The organism is Flavobacterium sp. TR2 (genome assembly GCF_025252405.1).
Taxonomy (GTDB): Bacteria; Bacteroidota; Bacteroidia; order Flavobacteriales; family Flavobacteriaceae; genus Flavobacterium.
Window position 1 is genome coordinate 4518839 of record NZ_CP104307.1, and the last position, 19777, is coordinate 4538615.

A 19777-nucleotide genomic window follows, 5' to 3' on the forward strand; every position below is an offset into this window, starting at 1 on the left:
GGAAAATTTTAAAAGAGTGCTTAAATTTAGCACAAAAAAAACCATTATGAGAATAATGGTTTTATAAAAGGCTATTTTTAACAAAGTGTTAATAATCGTTGTCAGGAATTAACCCTTGATTATTGCTTGGTGTATGTTCCTGTTCTTTTTTCTTCTTTTCTTCCTCCTTTTTCTTTTTCTCTTCCTCTTCTTTTGCTTTCTTTTTGTTTTTTTCTGAATCTTTCTTGCTTGAGAAATTCATATATTCAGGAAGATACGAATCTTGAAGATCATCATGTGAAGAACCTTTTACGGCTTTTTCAATTTTATGGTTTTTAAACAGTTTGTTTACAAGCTCGCTAAAGGTATCAAAATCTACTTCGTACGAAATACCGACACCTTGCGTATAACCGATTCCTTGTCCTATATAATTAATGTCATTTTCTTTATTAAACAGACGAAGGTTCATTGTACCGTCTTCATTTACACGATACAAAATTTCGATATCTCCAACAATTGCAGATTCATTTACACCTCCAACCGGAACTCCTAACTTTCCGTTGATCGTAATTCTTTCATTAATCTGAGAAGATATATTAGCCACAAACTGACCATCAACCTCCTGCCCTGTTCTTCTGTCTGCTGCGATGTAATTTAAGTCGATGTTCACTTTATCATTATCTGACTTAATAATGCCACCCAATAAACTTGAAGCTGTTTCTGTCAATGTTCCAGAAAAATCTCCTTGGCTAAATCCGTCCGTACTCATAAATGAGCCTGTCGACAATAAGTACAACGCCTGTGTCTGGCGAATATCTTTATCGTCCAGCTTATATTGTATCTCCGATTTTAAAACATTACTTACCGATGGAAACTGGATATCAAAATTAGGTTCTGGGCTAGCCAAATCTCCTCTCAATCCAATAACCACTTCTACCGGAACTTTTTTATTGAATGAAGAAGTATTATCTAAAAGCACTGCTGGATTGGCCTGTGTTTTATAAACTGCTTCCAAATTCAATTGGGCACGCATTGGGTTTCCTTCCCAAATAATCGAGCCTCCTTTTTTCACGGTAAACTTTTTATCGATAAGTCCGCCGTATTTAAAATTGTAAGTTCCTTCGTATGCCTGGAAATCTCCCCACATATTAAACTTACCTAATGTATTGATTTTAAACAAAAGCGATCCGTATCCTTTTCCTTTCATACCATGTCCCGAATTTCGATCTAGAATAACTTCTACTTCGGCATCTGGGGTAATATCAAAATCAAATTCAAGTTCAAGTCCGTTATAATCTCTTGTTTTTTCAACAATTCCGTTTTCAAGATTATACTTTTCTTTTGGGGTTACAAAATGAATCCAGTTGCTTTCCCCAACACTTTGCGCATTATTAATCGGGATCTTAACTTCTGTTCCTTTTTCAGATTTTGCATCCACCTTAATAAAGAGACTTTCTACTGGGCCTTTTATGCTTGCCGTTCCGTTTATAAACGCGGTTCCGAAATAAGCGGCATCATCACTATCTTTTGTATCTAAAGCCACCAATCGTTTAGAAGTAATATTTAAATCTAATTTCCAATCGCCAAAGTTATGATGTTCGATGCTACCGTTCAGCAAACCTTTTGTACCATATTTAGTATCGGTTAACTGATTATTTCTAAACAGGAATTTTTCATTAGTCAAATCAATAACCGTTCGATCGCTTAATTCATAATCGGTATTTAGATACGGAATTGTCATTCCTGCTTTTTCAACATAAAGACGCCCGTTGATTTCAGGCTTTTTCAAATTTCCGATAACAGCGGCATTTCCAGAAACAGATCCGCGCACATTTGACAGAACATCTCCGCCAATAGTTCCTAAAGTCGCCAGATTGAAACCTTCCAATTTCAGGCTCATATCCATAATCGTTTCTTTATTCTCTACAGCAAATGTTCCGTTTGCTCTAAACGACTCGGTAAAACCATTTTGAATTGACGAATTGACCGTAAATTTCCTAAAGGATTCATCTCCCGAAATATCAAAATTAAGCGTCCCGAGCTCCGTCTTGTTCATGATAAGATGGTCAATTTTTATGGATGCCGTGGGCTGATAAACATTTTTATTTTGCTTATAATTGACATTTCCGTTCAAATTACCATTAAATACGAATTTGGAATTTACTGGCGTAATCTTATTGATATCCACATCCTCAAAGCTCAGCACGAGATCTTTATAATCTTTTCCTTTTATAACTCCGTTTAAATCGATTTTCTGGTTTTCATGAGATAAAACAATATTATCAAAATTGAAATTTTTAAAATATTGATCAATAACAATCTGATTGTCTTTTTCTGCATCTTCGTTTAAATACCAGATATAGTCTTTAAACTTCATTTCAGATTTCTTGATTCCGACAATATTATTTTTGCTTTTGTCAATTGTATGATACAAATCCAGATTAAAATAATCTTCGCCTTTATCTCCGCCTTTAAATTCTGAACGAACAAAAAGAGTATCGTTTGCAGTAACATTGATCAAGTTAAAATCACGTATTTTGTAATAAGGCGTTTTGATGCTGTCTAACTCAACATAAGCATTATAAAGCGGATTTTTGTTATCGATGTTAATGCGTATGTTGTCAAATGTATTTTTGTCTGCCGTAATTTTTTTGGATCTGAAACGGAATTTAAATTCCTGCAAATCTGAATCTATTTTTCCTCGCACAACCGTCGAAGAATCAATATTTATTTCTGGATAAAGCATTTCGACCACTTTATCGTAGACGCGGAAATTGAAATTCAGAAACTGCCCTTTTCTAACTTTATAAGGTTTGTAATTGGTATATAAACTACCAACTGAGTTCATGACCAATTTATCTAATTGATCAAATCTAAATTTACCTACAATTTTTCCGTCTACAACATCATTCGAACTTACTGTAATGGTTCTTAATCGATCTGCATCAAAACTTGAGTTTAAGTTTACTTGGTCAAAAACGTAAGTAGCTTTTGGATTTTGATATTCTGCATCGTTTATAAAAATATCTCCCTGCAGATTTTCAATAGAATTTCCAGATAATTGAACTACGACATCTCCTCTAAAATGTGAAATAGAATCGCTAATAAACTTAAGTTTTCTTAAATCTGAGTTTTCAATATTAATATGAAAGTCATAACGGTTTTCTCTTTTGCTCAAATCCAATAAACCATCAAAATTTAAATTTAAATTCGGATCATTTATTGCAATTTGCCCTTTATAATAAGGAAGTTTAAAATTTCCGTTTACTACAATATTATTATAGGTGTATTTATTGTAATCTAGTTTTGAAATATCTCCTTTAATAACGGTATTCAGATATTTTTCAGTAAAACCAACTCCATCGACATCAAGGTTTAAAGTTGTTTTGCCAATATCCTTACGATTTAAAACAGCGCCTACGTCAAAATTATTCAGAATAATATTTCCCGCATACGAAGCCTTGTCAATAAAATCCATATTATTCAAATGAAGATCGACTTCTCCATTTCCTAGATCTGTTGCAACTTTAAAAACGGTTTCTAATGCTGTGGTCGAAACTTTAGCTTTTCCGACAATATTAAATTTGCCAATTCGCTTCATTTCTTTCGGAAGGCTTTTACCTAAAACTCCTGGAAGCAAAACCACTAAATCGTCATAACTAGAAAGCAGTTTGCTAAACTTTCCATCCATAGAAAACTTCTGAGATTTACTTCCCAAAAGATTTCTGAAATTAATTGTTCCATTAATTTTCGATCCGTTTGTATCGCTCAGCCTCAATCCTGTAAGCGTCATATTATTCAACGGACCGTCTAATTTGGTTTTCAATTTAAAATGCTGATTTTTACCTAAGCCATCATAAAAATGGCGAATATCATTGGTTGCAATAGAAGATGAATCTATCAACACATCAAATCGGACTTTGTCTGTAAAATCAATAAAATCTGATGGCTTATAATTTAAAATTGCTACGCCATAAATAGAAGATCTTTTGGTTTTAATAGCCAGATTTTCAACCTTAATCTGTTTTTTGGTATAACTGAATTTTCCAGCGAAATTAGAAACATACAAACCGCGATGATCCATAAACGAAAATCGGTGAATGTTTGTATTTACATCTGGCCCGTACAACTTGAACTCGCTGATGTACGCATTTAATTTTGTGAAATCGAGAAATTTTGGAGTAGTTTTATTTTCATCAACAACAGAAAATCTTCCTTTTTCTATGTAAGCGTTTTTGGCCGTTAAAAGAAAATGTTTTGTCGATTTTTTCTTAGGCGTATTCTCTACCTCAAAAGCTTGAATAAACTTATTGATATTATTTTCATCTTCGCCTTTGTAGGTTTTCAGATTAAAAATCAAACCGGTCAGACGCAAATCTCCAAAAATCAAATCTCCGTCTAGCAATCTGCTGAAACTGGCAATATCTGTAGTAATGATGTCCGAATAAATCATCGTTTTTTTATGATGATCCAAGATCGTTACTTTCTTCAATTTGACTCCGCCAAAAATATTGATTGCGGTTTTTTCTACATTAATATTAACCTTATAATCTTCATTTAATGAGTTGGTAACATAATTGGCAATCTGTGTCTGAACGACAGGAAGAGATAATATGATAGCAAGCGCTAACAAAAGTAAAATCAACCCAATTAGGGTTCTAGATATTATTTTCTTTACTTTTTTGATAGCTTCTTTAATTTTAGTTTTTCTTTTAATTTATTTTGAACAGACAAAGAACGGCTGTTTTTGATAAAAATTCTTTAATTTTGGGGCACTGCTTAAATCAAAGAAATATAATCATTTGATTTGTCAAATATAATTCAAAATTTGTGCCTTTATATGCAAAATCCAGAGGTTTTTATTCTAGCCATCGAAAGTTCATGCGATGATACTGCTGCCGCGGTTTTACATAACGACAAAGTATTGTCAAATGTTGTAGCCAATCAATTAATTCATAATCAATACGGAGGTGTTGTTCCCGAATTGGCTTCCCGAGCGCACCAGCAGAATATTGTCCCAGTGATAGATGCTGCACTTCGTAAAGCAAATGTACAAAAAGAACAGTTAAGCGCAATCGCATTTACGCAAGGACCGGGATTAATGGGCTCTTTATTGGTGGGAACTTCTTTCAGCAAATCATTGTCATTGGCCTTAAATATTCCGTTAATTGCTGTAAATCATATGCACGCACATATATTGGCTCATTTTATTGACGAAGAAGGTTACGATAAACCCGAATTTCCTTTTCTAGCTTTAACAATTAGCGGAGGACACACCCAAATTGTAAAAGTGAATAGCTTTTTTGATATGGAAATTATCGGAGAAACTACCGATGATGCTGTGGGTGAAGCATTTGACAAAAGTGCCAAAATTCTTGGACTTCCTTATCCCGGAGGACCTTTGATAGACAAATATGCAAAAGAAGGAAATCCGAAAGCGTTTCCTTTTACAAAACCAAAAGTTCCAGGATTAGATTTCAGTTTCTCTGGACTAAAAACCGCCATTTTATATTTCATTCAAAAAAATAAACAGCAGAATCCGAATTTTATAGAAGAAAACCTCAATGATATTTGCGCTTCCATCCAACATACGATTATCGAAATTCTGATGGATAAGATTAAACTAGCCGTTAAAGAAACTGGAATTACGCAAATTGCCATAGGCGGAGGTGTTTCTGCAAATTCAGGAATCAGAAATACATTGAAGGAAACCGAAAGCAAATACGGCTGGAAAACTTTTATTCCGAAATTTGAATATACAACAGACAATGCTGCAATGATTGGAATTGTAGGCTACCAAAAATACTTATCTAATCGTTTTGAAACTTCTTCTGTGGTTTCTAAAGCCAGAATCGAATTTTAAACCATGCAGTTATTTTTTAATCCGAATATAGACGAGACAACACAAAGTTTTTCTTTTGACAAAGAAGAAAGCCGTCATATCATAAAAGTGCTCAGAAAGAAAGATTCAGATATCCTGCACGTTACAAATGGCTCAGGACTATTATTTGAAACCCAGATTACATTGGCTTCTGACAATAAATGCACGGTTGAAGTTCTTTCGATAAAAAATGCCGAAAAACCAAAATTTAACCTGCATCTGGCTGTAGCTCCAACCAAAATGAACGATCGTTTTGAATGGTTTCTGGAAAAAGCTACAGAAATTGGAATTCAGGAAATCACTCCGATCTTCTGTGACCGTTCTGAACGAAAAGTAATTAATCGTGATCGTTTTGAGAAAATCATTCTTTCGGCAATGAAGCAATGCAATGAGACCTTTCTTCCGAAATTGAATGAAGCTATTTCGTTTAAAGAATTCATTAAACAACAGCAAAATGGACTGCAATTAATTGCGCACTGCGAAGAAACCGATAAAAAGTCGCTAAAAGAGGTTTTAAAACCCAATGAAGACGTAACGATCTTAATTGGCCCAGAAGGCGATTTTTCTGAAAAAGAAATTGCATTGGCATTAGAAAACAATTACAAACCGGTAACTCTAGGAAACACGCGTTTAAGAACAGAAACAGCAGCAGTCGTGGCTTGCCATAGCGTTGTTTTTTTTAATGAATAATTCAAGTCAGCTTTGCCAAAGTCTAAAACTTTGACAAAGCTTATTTATACATAAATTAAAACGCTAAGTTTTTCATTCCGAGGAACGAGATATTTAAAACTCACATGAAAAAAATATTCTATTTATTATTACTTTTTTCAATTTCTTCTTTTTCACAGGAAATCGCTTTGCTTAAATACAGTGGCGGTGGCGATTGGTATGCAAATCCAACTTCTTTGCCTAACTTAATCAGTTTTTGCAATGCTAATATCAATACCCGCATCAAAAGCAAGCCTTCGACTGTAGAGCCAAGCAATCCAGATTTACTTTCGTACCCGTTTGTACACATGACGGGGCACGGAAATGTTGTTTTTAGCGACGCTGACGTAGCCAATCTAAGAAATTATCTAACAGCTGGAGGTTTTCTGCATATCGACGATAATTACGGAATGGATCAGTTTATTAGGAAAGAAATCAAAAAAATATTTCCAAATAATAATTTGGTAGAACTTCCGGCAAATCATCCGATTTTTCAGAAACCATTTCCTTTCCCGAACGGATTGCCAAAAATTCACGAACACGACGGAACCCGTCCTCAAGCTTTTGGAATTTTCATAGACAACAAACTGGTTTTACTTTATACTTACGAATGTGATTTGGGCGATGGCTGGGAAGATCCCGAAGTGCATAACGATCCAGCAAACGTAAGGGACAAAGCGCTTAAAATGGGTGCTAACATTATCAATTATATTTTTACCAATTAAATTTTAAAAAGTGCAGCTGACTCACGAAGAAAATCAATTTGAAAGAAAAACATTTCCCATTACTTTGGTATGTGATCATATTTACTTTCAGCAAAATATTGGTTCTTTGTTCCGAATTTCTGAAGCTTTCGGAGTTGAAAACATTATTTTTTTTGGAAAAGACATTCCGCTGACACCACGCAAAATCAATAAAACTTCACGCAGCACGCATCTTCATGTGCCTCATTCTACCATTGAAGACTATAATGAGCTTGAATCCTATTTGACTGACAATAATTTTGAAATTATTGCCTTAGAAATCACTTCAAACAGCAAACCTTTGAAAGAAGTCATGATTCCTTTTGACAAAAAAATCGCGCTTTTGATCGGAAGCGAGATTAATGGAATCTCTGAGGAACTCCTAAAACTTTCTGATCAAATTGTGCACATTAATATGTTCGGAAAAAATAGCAGCATGAATGTTGTGCAAGCGGCAAGCATAGCGCTTTACGAAATTACTTCTTTGTAAAAAATTGAATTCTTGAAATTTATTTTTGAAGCAATATTCTGACTTAACAGCAATTTAACTTTTTATATTATCGTTAAACGACAGATAATCACGACAAAATGCGTTAAAAAATACAAAAGAAAGAAAATACTGCATAATTTTTAAAGACTAATTTTTGTAGGAATCAATGTTTGTAAGGGGTTGTAAAATTTCTCACAAAATTTCTGTTCTAATATTTTGCAAGAAAGGTATTTTGTTATAAAATTGCCACATTATTCAACTAATCAACTATTTTATAACAAAAACCTAAATTATTATGAAAAAAGTTATTATTACCACATTCGCAGCATTAATGCTGTTTGCTTGTCAAAATGATCAATCGGCTGAATCTGCTAACGCTGATGCAAGTGTTCCATCTAGAAGAGGATGCGCAACGCAAGAAGTTTTAGAAGCTCAATTGAAAGCTGATCCTTCATTGGCAATCAGAATGAATGAAATCGAAACTTTTACTATACAACACGAAGGTAAAAATTTCACAGGCCGTCTGGTAAATGGAAAAATTGAAATTCCAGTTGTAGTGAATGTTCTTTATAGAACTACAGCTGAAAATATTTCAAATGCACAAATCCAATCACAGATTGATGTGCTAAACAAAGATTTCAATGCTTTAAACTCAGATTACAATAATGTGCCAGCATTATTTGCAGGAGTTAAAGCAAACATCGGAATTTCTTTTGTTTTAGACCAAGTTATTAGAAAATCAACAACTAAAACTTCTTGGGGAACAAATGATGCGATGAAAAAAACAGCTCAAGGCGGACTTGCTCCAACTAGCCCAACTACAAAATTAAACTTGTGGTCATGTGTTATTGGTGGCGGAATTTTAGGTTATGCACAATTTCCTGGCGGCGCTTCTGCTACTGATGGAGTGGTAATTGATCCTAAATACTTCGGATTATCTGGTTCTGCAAATGCACCATATAATTTAGGAAGAACAGCTACTCACGAAGTAGGTCACTGGATGAATTTACGTCACATCTGGGGAGATGCAACTTGCGGAAGCGACTTAGTTGCAGATACTCCTACTCATAACACAGCAAACTACGGAGTTCCTGCTTACCCTCATTACAGCACTTGTACAGGCACACCTGTAGAAATGACAATGAACTACATGGATTATGTTGATGATGCTGCAATGTATATGTTCTCAACAGGACAGAAAAACAGAATATCGGCTATTTTTACAACTGGAGGCGCTAGAGCTTCTTTTGCACAACCATAATAAAAAAGAAATTTAAAAAAAGGCGAGATGATTTCATCTCGCCTTTTTTTGTTTATCCCTGAATTTTACAATGCTTTTTCCTATATTTATGGTCTAAATTTTAAGCATGATCACATCAAAAACTATTTCTAACGGAATTTTAAGAGCTTTAGCAACAATTTTAATTATCGGCATTGTTTTATATTTTCTCTATGAAATACAAACTGTTATTGTCTATTTATGCATTTCTTTAATATTGTGTTTAATTGCAAATCCGTTAGTTTTATTTCTAAAAAACAAACTGAAATTCAGCAATTCAATGGCTGCCACCACCACCATCATCTTTTTTATATTTCTAATTGTGGGTTTCATCCTTTTGTTTGTTCCTTTAATTATTTCTCAAGCCAATAATTTAGCATTACTAGATACTGCACATCTCCAAACCAATTTTATAGAGGCAGAAAGACATCTAGAAGACTACTTTAATATTCAGCATATTGATTTAAATAAAGTGATAAAAGATTCTAAACTTACTTCTGTTTTAGATTTCAGTTATTTTACAGGATTTATCAATTCGATAATCAATTTTATGGCTAATATGGGAATGGGACTTGTTTCTGTATTTTTTATTACTTTCTTTTTTATTAAAGACCAGGACATTTTTAAAGATCAGGCTAGAAGAATATTACCAGATTCAAATGAAGACAAAATATTAAATTCTATTACCAAAATAAATCATCTTTTAACCCGCTATTTTATTGGTTTATTATTACAATTGATAGTTGTTTTTATTCTTTACTTAATCGTGTTACTGATATTTGGAAATAAAAATGCATTTGTAATTGCCTTCTTATGTGCAATTCTAAACATAATACCGTATTTGGGTCCAATTATCGGAACTACTTTGGCAGGACTATTAACCATGATTAGTATGATTGGAAAGGATTTTCAATCAGAAATTCTGCCAACAACAATTTATGTCATTATTGGTTTTTTATTGGTACAGGCAATTGACAACAATATTAGCCAGCCCATAATTTCGTCAAAAAGTGTAAATTCGCATCCGTTAGAGATATTCTTGGTAATATTAATCAGCGGCATTACGTTTGGAATTGTAGGTATGATAATAGCCATTCCTGCATTTACGATGATTAAAGTAATTTTAAAAGAATTTTTCCCTGACAATAAAATTGTCTCCGTATTAACCGAAAGAATTTAGCTTTGAACACTTCCCTTTTGCATTCAGATATTCAGAAATTTATTATTGAAAATACGGGTGCAGATATAACGAAATTGGCGCTGCAAAAAAATCCATTCCCAGAAACGGATTGGATTTTAATTTTGAATCAAATTGAAGCACGGAGCAAAGCAAAGGATAAACTGCCGACTTGGTTTGATGCCGAAAATATCATTTATCCTAGCAAAGTCTCTGTAGAACAAACCTCATCAGAAAAAACAGCTGCTTACAAAGCTTCTTTAATTTCTGGCAAAACTTTAATTGATCTTACAGGAGGTTTTGGTGTTGATGATTATTATTTTTCAAAGAAATTTAAAGTTGTTGCGCATTGTGAAATTAATGAAGAATTATCTTCGATTGTCAAACATAATTTTCAACAATTAGAAATAAAAAATTGCTTTTGTTACCCAACCGATTCAATCAATATTTTACATGAATCTGAACTAAAATACGATTGGATTTATATTGATCCTTCGCGAAGAAATGACAGCAAAGGCAAAGTTTTTATGCTAAAAGACTGTCTTCCAAATGTTCCTGAACTCCTTGATTTCTATTTCGAAAAATCGGACTGCATTTTAATTAAGACTGCACCCTTATTAGACATTTCAGCAGGATTATCCGAATTAAAAAATGTAAAGAACATTCATATCATTGCCCTTGAAAACGAAGTCAAAGAACTGCTCTTCGAAATTCAAAAAGGCTATTCTGGCGAAATAACACTAAAAACAGCTAACCTTTTAAAAGAAAAAATAGAAACTTTTGAGTTTTCTTTAGGCCATGAAACACCATCGCTTTCTTACGGCTTACCTCAACAATATCTTTACGAACCCAATGCGGCAATAATGAAATCTGGCGGTTTTGATGAAGTTAGCGCCAGTTTTCAAATTAACAAACTCCATAAACACTCGCATTTGTATACTTCAGAAAATTTAATTGATTTTCCGGGAAGAAAATTTGAGGTTCAAAAAGTGATTTCATATAACAAAAATGAGATGAAAAACGAATTATCCAATCAGCAGGCCAATATTACCACTCGTAATTTTCCTGAGACTGTAGATAACATTCGAAAAAAGTGGAAAATAAAAAATGGCGGTGATTTGTATTGTTTTTTTACGACAGATGTAAAAGATAACAAAATAGTTTTAATTTGCACCAAAATAATCTAATACAATGAAACAACTAATTACACTAGCTCTTTTTTTATTAACCTTTACCGCATTTGCCCAAAAACCTTGCGAATATAGCGTCAATGTAAATGACTCTATCGGATCATACAAAGTGACAAACGAATACTTGATGAGTGAAAAATATTTTGGCGGAAGCTTTAATTATATTTTCTTCTCTTTGGCTCAAACAGATGGTTTGCCGACATTAAACCTGCAATCTATCCAAAAAAGCAAGGATTTTATTAAGGCTAACTGTTTTGATAAAAATTCAAAAATCTTTTTGCAGTTAGAAAACGGGAAGATTGTAACGCTTATGCATATCAATCAAGAAAATTGCGGCACATTGGTTCGTGACGAAAAAGGTTTCGACAACCGAATCAATACTGGGATTTTTATGTTTATGAAAGATAATTATGAGGAACTGAAAAAATCTCCAATTTCAATAATGCGAATTAAATATCTAACCAATATAGAAGATTATATTGTAAAACGAGAACTTACTTCTGAGTTAACTGGAAAAGTGACTAATCCGAATACCTACTTCATGGATAATATTAGGTGTGTGGAGTAATTAATTGCACTTCCATTTTTGGTTGGCCACTTTATCTTTTAAACCTGTTTTTAAATTGTAATGCCACCACTCCGACTCAAAAGAGTTGAAACCATTTTTTATCATGGTCTTTTTTAGATAAGCCCTATTGGAAAGAATTTCTTTAGAAAGCTGTTTAAAATTATGACTTGCCATAATGCCAAAAAAGTCAAAAGAAGTTCCCATATCAACTTCTTTTCCTGTAATATCTACCAAAGAAATATCAACGGCTCCTCCTCTATTATGGATGGAGCCTTTTTTTGGATCTGCAACATAAATTGGATCCGATACAATCTCCCACATTTTTTTCTGAATGTCCAAAGGTCTATAACAATCATACAATTTGATTCTGTAGCCTTTTTTCAAAAAATCTTTATTGGCCGCAATCAATGCTTTTACAGTCTTTAGGCGAAGCATACATTCGGCACAATCGTAAACTTTTGTTTTCAAGAAATTGTCTTCGGTAGCATATTTCATATCATAAACAAAATCGTTGCTATAATCTCTTAGATTTACAAATGTAGTATCAGAAATTTTAACTTCTGCTGGAGAAGCGTAAGTTTCATTCTGCGCTTGCAAAAAGCCAATTCCTAAAAGAAAAAAGCTTAAAATTTTGAAAGTATGATTCATTGTAAGAAGATTTTAAAAAATTGAAGTTAAACAAAAAATCTTAAAAATTGATTTTTGGCATTATTACTTAAACTTAAAAATTTACTTTTTGGGATTAAAAACCGTCATAAATTACTTTCAAAACAAAGAATAATTTTAATATCTTTATGAAAATTAGATCATTACGACTTTGTAAACTAAAATTATTAATTCTAAAATCAGTTATATTATGAATTACAGAGCCAAATACATTTCAGCAGCCATTGTTAGCAGTTTAGTCTTGTTGTCATGCAAAAAAGAAATTATAAAAGAAGTGCCCAAAACAGATTCAACTTCAATAAAAACTGAAGCTTTACAAGCAGACAGCACTGTTTTGAACCCGAATGATTCTTTGTATGGTCTTGTAGACAAAAGCGTCATTGGAACACAATTTTTAACCAAAAGCAGTTTAGCGCCAAGATTGAAAAAATTATTAGGCCCCGATTACGATCAGATGGTAAAATACTGGAATACTGAGACCCCTTTTGAAAAGCAAGACAATGTACTGCACGCTTGGGGATGCAAACAGCATGACTGCAGCACGTATTCGTATGATTTGTATATTGATGTAAAAAACAACAAAATCAATGTCTATAAATTCTCTGAGTCCAAACTGACGATTTTTAAAGAAGATAATTTTGATATTGAAATAAAAGGCAACTTCTTGAAAGATTTAAATATTAAAAAAGAAAATACAGCAGTTAAAAAATAAGCGCAATCATAAAAAAAGCGGTTCAAATGAACCGCTTTTCCATTTACTATTTTTTAGCATTAGATTTCTCCTGTCACTAAAATATTTTCTTTTACACCTTTGTCTTTCAACATTCTGAAATGAGATCGAACAGCGTGATAAAACGGATATGAAGTATAAGGCAAGTTATATTCTTCTGCATAACGCTTGATAATTGGCGTAATATACGGATAGTAAGTGTGTCCAACCGCTGGAAAAAGATGATGCGCTACATGATGTGTAAATCCGCCGTAAAGAAAATTAGCCAATTTGCTCTCTGTGCTAAAATCTTTAGTCACGATCATTTGATGCATAACCCATGTATCCGAAAGATTTCCGTCTTCATCAGTATGCGGAAAGTGGGCATCTTCATCAACGTGAGTGGAAACCAATGCCACGACACCAATTGCGCTACCGCACAAATGCATAGACAGCCAAGCAAAAAGCACCATATACCAAGGCTGGCTTAAAAGCATCATTGGAATAAAAAGCAAATAAATAAGGTTAATAATCTTAGCCGCAAATAATCTGTAAACTTCTTGTCTCGGAATTTTGTCTACAACTTTCTTTACATAATTATCCTTTGTTCCAAAAAAGTCTTTAAAATCTCTTATGTAAAGCCAGTTCAAGCTATAAAGAGGATAGATGAACCACATATAAATATGCTGATACTTGTGGTAATTAAACAATGGGCTATTTGGAAATATCCTAATAATATCACTCTGCTTAATGTCAACATCCCAATCTGGCACGTTTGGATAGGCATGATGCAGGCTTATATGGCGTCGCATCCAAAGCCAATGATTACTCCCGAAGAGTTCTAAAACATATAAAAACCATTCATTGTGCTTTGGCTTTCTAAACAAAGCTCCGTGTGCAGCATCATGAAAAGCATTTATAAATAAAACGATCATTGTAATGCCAGACAAAATGTAAAAAAGAAATAACAAAGGCGTCTGGTTGCCAAAAATTAAAATACAGGCGTAGAACAAAAAAAATACTGCCAGAAGCCCTAAAGACTTCACGACATTCAATACATACAAAGACGAGTTTTTTAAGACCGTTTCATTCACTTCTAAACGCATCTTTTTAAAAAAATCATCTGCTCCAGGTTTAACATAAACCGGTCGTTTTAATTTTTCCATATTGGTTACTGCTAGAAATTGTTAATCAAATTTAATAAAAAAAAACTTAAACAGTTAAGCTGTACTTAATTAAAAATGAAGTATTTTAAAACAAAAAAACCACTCCTTTTAGAGTGGTTTAACCAATGCTGTAATTGCTAAAATTGTCAGCTATAATTTTAGAAAACTCCTTACTGCAATTATTCCTCAAAATTTTTATCTGCTAAACGCAGCCTGATATTATGAATGCGCACTTCAATTTCTTGCAAGTCATTCAAAATATTCTGTTTTTCATAAACTGCACCAATTTCATTGACCATATCTTGCTCATCGGGAGCAAAAAGATCATTCAAATCCACATCTGGAAAATTTTTACTTAGACTGATAATAAAATCTGAGCCAATACTGGCAGTCCCATGTAAGTATCTTCCAATCATCGCAGGGCTAAATCCTAAAATTGCCCCTACTTCCTTTTGCTTTAATCCTTTATCCCTAAAGAATTTACTTAGTTTCTCATGATACATCTTCTAAAAATTCATGTAAAATATAGCCAAAATATATTTTTTAACATTAAAAAGAATAATAAATATAATAATATTCTTACATTTACACAGACCAATTAACCTATTAATAATAATTAGCAAAGATATGTCAAAATTAATCAATAATAGCAATTTTAAAGAAGATAATTCTCACAATACGAAAGCTTACGAATTTATAGATAAGCATTTACCTGTAACTTATGTAGACCTTACTATAAACTGCATCGTAAAAAAAGGACTGCCTGCTCCAAGCAAAGCACTAGTCAGAAACGTGAGAAACAAAACCATTTTGAGAAATGACATCCTACTCGCATTAGTAGAAGTCGCATATGAAAATAAACAAGCCATCGAAAAAATAAAGCTTTTAACTTCTCAAGTCTAAAAAGTACCGTTAACTATTTTAACAAAAGCATCAATTTTATGACCGCCCACAATAGCAATAAAAAAGAAAACAACCAGTCAGATTCTATTCAAAAATTTGAAGTTACGTCTTCACACAAGATCGACTTTGAAAATATACCTTATTTATACGGAATGAGCCTTGAAGAATATAAAGAAGGACTTGAAATTCACTCACAATACTTTAATCAGATGAAAAAAATAAAACAAATAATGAATTAAAATTGTCCGACAGCCAATAAAAATCACATCAAATACACATCATTGATTTTTTAATTAAAGCATAAATCCCGCTAAAATTAATTCGATATTGCAATTTTCGAATTTTTAGTGGAAAAACATTTGGTTTAGGTAAATTTTACCTTTTTTGTAATTTGCCCTTTCTACGGGCTAAAAAACAAAAAAACCATGCTAAAAATCAGAAAACAATTAAGATGTGTTGTATTAGTTTTGCTCCTTTCCATTTCGGCTTACAGCAAAACTATCATTTTTGTAAATCAAGTTGGCTTTGATCCCAAAAGTCCAAAAATTGCTATAATCGAATATTCCAGCAATCTCTTGAATTCAACTTTTGATATCATAGATGCCGAAACAGGAAAAACAGTTTTCACTTCTAAAATTGGAAAAGCAGAAACTGTTGAAGATTGGAAACTAGGCAAATATTATTACAAAGCTGATTTTTCGTCTTTCCAAAAACCGGGGAATTATCAAGTTGCATTCAAAATTGGAGATCAAACTTATAGTTCCGCACGTTTTTCAATTGAAGAAAACATATTAGCCAAAAAAACCATTTCTTCCATTGTACATTATTACAATAAACAAAGAGCCAACACTCCCGAAGAACTTGAGGCAGACAAAAATATGCTATTGTTTGGAAGCACTAAAAAAGTAGATGTACATGGCGGATGGTGTGATGCGTCTGGCGACGTGAGCAAGTATTTTTCGCATTTAGCCTACGCTAATTTTGTATCGCCTCAGCAGACACCTTTGGTCACTTGGTCGCTTATTAATACCTCCGAAACCATTCCAAAAAAGCTTACAGAATGGAAAATAAAAGATTCTTTGGATAATGAAGCCATTTGGGGAGCCGATTATATGATGCGCTGCCTTTCTGATGAAGACTATTTTTACATGATTGTCTTTAGCTATTTTGACAAAAATCCATCAGCGAGAAGAATTGTCGGATTAAAGGCTAATAGTGTTACAACAGATGAATATCAATCTGCTTTTCGCGAAGGCGCAGGAATGGCTATAGCATCACTTGCGAGAATTTCAAAATGGAAAAAGAGAGGCGATTTTACTTCAAAACAATATCTAGAGGGCGCCAAACGAGCCTACGCCCATCTCCTAATCAACAACACAAAATATGATGATGACGGAAAAGAAAATATTATAGATGATTATTGCGCTTTGATGGCTGCGACAGAATTGTGGATTGCAACCAATGATGATTTTTATAAAAGCGAAGCCAGAAAATGGGCTCATAAACTTGAAAACCGAATGACGGATAAAGGATGGTTTAGAAGCAATGACACGAATCGTCCGTTTTGGCACGCAGCCGATGCAGGTTTACCAATTGTAGCGCTAACTCGATATCTAAAAAAAGAATCTGACAATAAAGAAAAAGCTGCTGCAGAAAATGTCATCAAAAAGGCCTTAGAATACAATCTAGCCGTTACAAACAGTGTAGCTAATCCGTTTGGTTATGCACGACAAAGCTTTTTATTTAATGACAAAGTTCAAGACGGATTTTTTATTCCGCATGATAACGAAACTGGCTGGTGGTGGCAAGGCGAAAATGCCAGATTGGCCTCATTGGCAACTGCGGCAATAGAAGGCGGAAAAAACATTTCGTTTCAAAAAAATAACAGTACAAAAAAATCACTCGATTTGTATGCTTCTCAGCAATTATCTTGGATTTTAGGATGCAATCCGTATTCCATGTGCTTTTTGTACAAATTTGGAGAAAACAATGTGCCTTATATGCATTCCAATTACGGTCATGGATCTGAAAAAGGCGGTATTTCTAACGGAATTACCGGTAAAGACGGAAATGGAGATGGTTCTGGCATTGATTTTAAAATGGAAGATAAGGGAAACGAATGGCGCTGGACCGAACAATGGATTCCGCACTCAGCATGGTTTTTACAAGCAATAACTGCAATGGTTGAACCGTAAATTAATTCGATTTACTAAATTACTTTCATGAAAAACGCAATAGTATTTATTTTACTTCTTTTAAGCTGTTTCTTTCAGCAGGACTGTCAGGCTCAAAAACAAAAAAAATCACGTTTTAAAGCTTTGGTTTTATATGAAAATGGCGGGCATCACCTTCCATTTACCAAAGCAGCAAAACCGTGGCTCAATAAACTTGCCATCGATAGCAGTTTTACAATTGACTATATCGAGAACACTAAAACAATCAATGAAGCACTTTTAAAGCAATATCAAGTTTTCATCCAATTGGATTATCCTCCTTATACCTGGAGCGAAGAATCGATGCAGGCCTTTCAGAAATACATGAACAGCGGCAAAGGCGGATGGGTTGGCTTGCATCACGCTACCCTGCTCGGTGAATTTGATGGATTTCAAATGTGGAAATGGTTTTCTGATTTTATGGGCGGCATTAGGTTTGCGAATTACATACCAGATTTTGCGAGCGGAAAAGTAAATGTAGAAGATAAATCACATCCAGTAACTAAAGGAGTTCCTTTTGATTTCCTGATTAAAAAAGAAGAATGGTACACGTATGATAAAAGCCCTAGGCCAAATGTTCATATTTTGGCTTCGGTTGACGAATCTACTTATCAGCCAGATTCAAAAATAAAAATGGGGGATCACCCTGTAGTATGGACAAACGATCATTTTAAATCTCGAAATGTTTACATCTTTATGGGACATTCGCCAGAATTATTCGAAAATGGCGCCTATACTACCCTGCTTCGAAATTCAATTTTCTGGGCAGCTGGCAAAAGATAAAGTCAATATTGGACATAATTGCTATTTTTGCCATTCATCAAAAAATAAACAAATTTAAACTGTGATTCAAAAAGTAAATAAAACAGAGTATCCTGAACTTATTTCGGTTTGGGAGTCTTCTGTAAAAGCAACACACGACTTCTTAAAACCCGAAGATTTTATATTTTACAAAGAACTTATCCCAAACTTTTTTGATAATGTTTCATTGCACTGCATAAAAAATGACCAACAGCAGATTATTGGTTTTATCGGAACCCATGATGGAAACTTAGAAATGCTATTTGTAACGGCAGACCAAATAGGAAAAGGAATTGGCAAAAAATTATTATTGTACGCAATTGAAGAGCTTAAGATCACGAAAGTTGATGTAAATAAAGAAAACCTAACAGCCTCAGCATTTTACAAACATTTTGGTTTTGAGACAAAATCAACATCTGATGTAGACGGCTGTGGAAAACCCTACCCGATTCTGCATTTAGAACTGATAAAATAGCCGCTCAATTGAATGGCTATTTTATAATTTGCGTAGAATTTGATCTAGTCTTTCAGATAAACTTCCTCTGACTTTAATTACCTTCAAATCAAAATCATCAATTAATTCGACAATACTATCATTTACTTCATTTCTAAGATCAGGCAAATCGGAGTCTGCACATGAAAATCGGTCGGGCTCTTCAATAGGGACAAATACAAAAACATCAATTTCTTGAATTGCATTTTGAATTTTATTAAATAGTGCCGAAAAATCTAATGTATTGTCCGCTGCCATAGCGTATGCTAAAAGATCAATCGGACAGCGATCGAAAATAGCATTTCTGCCGCTTCTCAAGATTTGCTTTAATGAATGTTCAAGCTGCATCATATAATCATCTGTAGTCGGTGTTTCAGAAAAATCAAAACCCATTTCCTGCAATTCAAAAAAAGGCTCCGGATAAAACTCATAATTAGGAAAAGATTCATGCAGTTTTTCAGCCAAAGTAGTTTTGCCAACCCTATGAGCTCCTAATATTGCTATTTTCATATTCTGAATATTTTTTTTATCATGAACAATTAAAATAAACAAAATAGGTATAAAACAAAAAAGGATGATCATTTCTTGATCATCCTTAAAAGTGAACGCAGAAGGATTCGAACCTTCGACCGCCTGCTTAGAAGGCAGGTGCTCTATCCAGCTGAGCTATTGAAACTATTGAGTTCTTTTATTATTCTAATCGTTTGTGCAAATAGTGTGCAAACAAAAACCTGATTAATATTGCTTTTAATTGATGCTTCCAAGGGGGGAACACTCAATTTACTAAATCTTAAGGGGGTGTCTTATCAGG

General features: G+C 33.6%; 19 protein-coding genes. 14 read left to right on the top strand and 5 right to left on the bottom strand.

All coding sequences use genetic code 11. From position 1 onward, the window contains the following. Positions 1-88 precede the first annotated feature (88 nt). Positions 89-4624, bottom strand: a complete 4536-nt coding sequence (locus tag N4T20_RS19225) for a translocation/assembly module TamB domain-containing protein (RefSeq protein ID WP_260670679.1) — start codon at positions 4622-4624, stop codon at positions 89-91. A gap of 195 nt (positions 4625-4819) precedes the next feature. Between N4T20_RS19225 and tsaD the strand changes: the two genes are divergently transcribed. The 8 genes from tsaD (at position 4820) to N4T20_RS19265 (ending at position 12015) form a co-directional block, all read left to right on the top strand. Further along, positions 4820-5842: a tRNA (adenosine(37)-N6)-threonylcarbamoyltransferase complex transferase subunit TsaD gene (gene tsaD / locus N4T20_RS19230; RefSeq protein WP_260670680.1), complete on the top strand. Its 1023-nt coding sequence runs from the start codon at positions 4820-4822 to the stop codon at positions 5840-5842. Between the two features lie 3 nt (positions 5843-5845). After that, complete coding sequence (locus N4T20_RS19235) at positions 5846-6550, top strand: 16S rRNA (uracil(1498)-N(3))-methyltransferase (protein WP_260670681.1); 705 nt, start codon at positions 5846-5848, stop codon at positions 6548-6550. 104 nt (positions 6551-6654) lie between these two features. After that, a complete protein-coding gene (locus N4T20_RS19240) occupies positions 6655-7293 on the top strand; it encodes a DUF4159 domain-containing protein (RefSeq protein ID WP_260670682.1) in 639 nt (212 codons plus the stop codon). Positions 7294-7303: 10 nt separating this feature from the next. Continuing rightward, positions 7304-7801: a TrmH family RNA methyltransferase gene (locus N4T20_RS19245; protein WP_260670683.1), complete on the top strand. Its 498-nt coding sequence runs from the start codon at positions 7304-7306 to the stop codon at positions 7799-7801. A 295-nt stretch (positions 7802-8096) separates the two neighbouring features. Further along, the gene (locus tag N4T20_RS19250; protein WP_260670684.1) at positions 8097-9062 is read left to right on the top strand and encodes a zinc metalloprotease; all 966 of its coding nucleotides are present in this window, start codon (positions 8097-8099) and stop codon (positions 9060-9062) included. 106 nt (positions 9063-9168) lie between these two features. Further along, the gene (locus N4T20_RS19255) at positions 9169-10260 is read left to right on the top strand and encodes an AI-2E family transporter (RefSeq protein ID WP_260670685.1); all 1092 of its coding nucleotides are present in this window, start codon (positions 9169-9171) and stop codon (positions 10258-10260) included. 2 nt (positions 10261-10262) lie between these two features. Then, on the top strand, positions 10263-11444 hold the full coding sequence (locus N4T20_RS19260) for a THUMP-like domain-containing protein (protein ID WP_260670686.1): 1182 nt from the start codon (positions 10263-10265) through the stop codon (positions 11442-11444). Positions 11445-11448: 4 nt separating this feature from the next. Beyond that, positions 11449-12015, top strand: coding sequence for a hypothetical protein (locus N4T20_RS19265; RefSeq protein ID WP_260670687.1), 567 nt, complete (start codon positions 11449-11451; stop codon positions 12013-12015). Here the strand turns inward: N4T20_RS19265 and N4T20_RS19270 are convergent, their stop codons facing one another. Then, complete coding sequence (locus N4T20_RS19270; protein ID WP_260670688.1) at positions 12016-12663, bottom strand: M15 family metallopeptidase; 648 nt, start codon at positions 12661-12663, stop codon at positions 12016-12018. A gap of 208 nt (positions 12664-12871) precedes the next feature. On the opposite strand from N4T20_RS19270, the gene N4T20_RS19275 reads away from it, so the two are divergent. Further along, positions 12872-13393: a hypothetical protein gene (locus N4T20_RS19275; protein WP_260670689.1), complete on the top strand. Its 522-nt coding sequence runs from the start codon at positions 12872-12874 to the stop codon at positions 13391-13393. A gap of 59 nt (positions 13394-13452) precedes the next feature. On the opposite strand, the gene N4T20_RS19280 is transcribed toward N4T20_RS19275, so the two are convergent. Beyond that, on the bottom strand, positions 13453-14556 hold the full coding sequence (locus N4T20_RS19280) for a fatty acid desaturase family protein (protein WP_260670690.1): 1104 nt from the start codon (positions 14554-14556) through the stop codon (positions 13453-13455). 179 nt (positions 14557-14735) lie between these two features. Then, a complete protein-coding gene (locus tag N4T20_RS19285; RefSeq protein ID WP_260670691.1) occupies positions 14736-15059 on the bottom strand; it encodes a helix-turn-helix domain-containing protein in 324 nt (107 codons plus the stop codon). Between the two features lie 124 nt (positions 15060-15183). Here N4T20_RS19285 and N4T20_RS19290 point away from each other — a divergent pair, with 124 nt between their 5' ends. From N4T20_RS19290 to N4T20_RS19310, 5 genes are all read left to right on the top strand, one after another. Beyond that, positions 15184-15459: a hypothetical protein gene (locus tag N4T20_RS19290; protein WP_260670692.1), complete on the top strand. Its 276-nt coding sequence runs from the start codon at positions 15184-15186 to the stop codon at positions 15457-15459. Between the two features lie 38 nt (positions 15460-15497). Then, the gene (locus tag N4T20_RS19295) at positions 15498-15698 is read left to right on the top strand and encodes a hypothetical protein (RefSeq protein WP_260670693.1); all 201 of its coding nucleotides are present in this window, start codon (positions 15498-15500) and stop codon (positions 15696-15698) included. Between the two features lie 186 nt (positions 15699-15884). Beyond that, positions 15885-17654: a glycoside hydrolase family 9 protein gene (locus N4T20_RS19300; RefSeq protein ID WP_260670694.1), complete on the top strand. Its 1770-nt coding sequence runs from the start codon at positions 15885-15887 to the stop codon at positions 17652-17654. A gap of 27 nt (positions 17655-17681) precedes the next feature. Next, the gene (locus N4T20_RS19305) at positions 17682-18455 is read left to right on the top strand and encodes a ThuA domain-containing protein (RefSeq protein WP_260670695.1); all 774 of its coding nucleotides are present in this window, start codon (positions 17682-17684) and stop codon (positions 18453-18455) included. A gap of 61 nt (positions 18456-18516) precedes the next feature. Then, positions 18517-18948, top strand: a complete 432-nt coding sequence (locus N4T20_RS19310) for a GNAT family N-acetyltransferase (protein ID WP_260670696.1) — start codon at positions 18517-18519, stop codon at positions 18946-18948. Between the two features lie 21 nt (positions 18949-18969). On the opposite strand, the gene N4T20_RS19315 is transcribed toward N4T20_RS19310, so the two are convergent. After that, entirely contained in the window at positions 18970-19476 is a 507-nt protein-coding gene (locus tag N4T20_RS19315; RefSeq protein WP_260670697.1) for an ATP-binding protein, read from the bottom strand. Positions 19477-19777 lie beyond the last annotated feature (301 nt).

Bases quoted from the DNA above. Each gene is read 5' to 3' on its own strand.
- N4T20_RS19280 (WP_260670690.1), bottom strand. From the start codon at position 14,556: ATGGAAAAATTAAAACGACCGGTTTATGTTAAACCTGGAGCAGATGAT.
- N4T20_RS19305 (WP_260670695.1), top strand. From the start codon at position 17,682: ATGAAAAACGCAATAGTATTTATTTTACTTCTTTTAAGCTGTTTCTTT.
- N4T20_RS19275 (WP_260670689.1), top strand. From the start codon at position 12,872: ATGAATTACAGAGCCAAATACATTTCAGCAGCCATTGTTAGCAGTTTA.
- N4T20_RS19270 (WP_260670688.1), bottom strand. From the start codon at position 12,663: ATGAATCATACTTTCAAAATTTTAAGCTTTTTTCTTTTAGGAATTGGC.
- N4T20_RS19300 (WP_260670694.1), top strand. From the start codon at position 15,885: ATGCTAAAAATCAGAAAACAATTAAGATGTGTTGTATTAGTTTTGCTC.
- N4T20_RS19235 (WP_260670681.1), top strand. From the start codon at position 5,846: ATGCAGTTATTTTTTAATCCGAATATAGACGAGACAACACAAAGTTTT.
- N4T20_RS19290 (WP_260670692.1), top strand. From the start codon at position 15,184: ATGTCAAAATTAATCAATAATAGCAATTTTAAAGAAGATAATTCTCAC.
- N4T20_RS19265 (WP_260670687.1), top strand. From the start codon at position 11,449: ATGAAACAACTAATTACACTAGCTCTTTTTTTATTAACCTTTACCGCA.
- N4T20_RS19240 (WP_260670682.1), top strand. From the start codon at position 6,655: ATGAAAAAAATATTCTATTTATTATTACTTTTTTCAATTTCTTCTTTT.
- N4T20_RS19295 (WP_260670693.1), top strand. From the start codon at position 15,498: ATGACCGCCCACAATAGCAATAAAAAAGAAAACAACCAGTCAGATTCT.
- tsaD (WP_260670680.1), top strand. From the start codon at position 4,820: ATGCAAAATCCAGAGGTTTTTATTCTAGCCATCGAAAGTTCATGCGAT.
- N4T20_RS19255 (WP_260670685.1), top strand. From the start codon at position 9,169: ATGATCACATCAAAAACTATTTCTAACGGAATTTTAAGAGCTTTAGCA.
- N4T20_RS19315 (WP_260670697.1), bottom strand. From the start codon at position 19,476: ATGAAAATAGCAATATTAGGAGCTCATAGGGTTGGCAAAACTACTTTG.
- N4T20_RS19250 (WP_260670684.1), top strand. From the start codon at position 8,097: ATGAAAAAAGTTATTATTACCACATTCGCAGCATTAATGCTGTTTGCT.
- N4T20_RS19285 (WP_260670691.1), bottom strand. From the start codon at position 15,059: ATGTATCATGAGAAACTAAGTAAATTCTTTAGGGATAAAGGATTAAAG.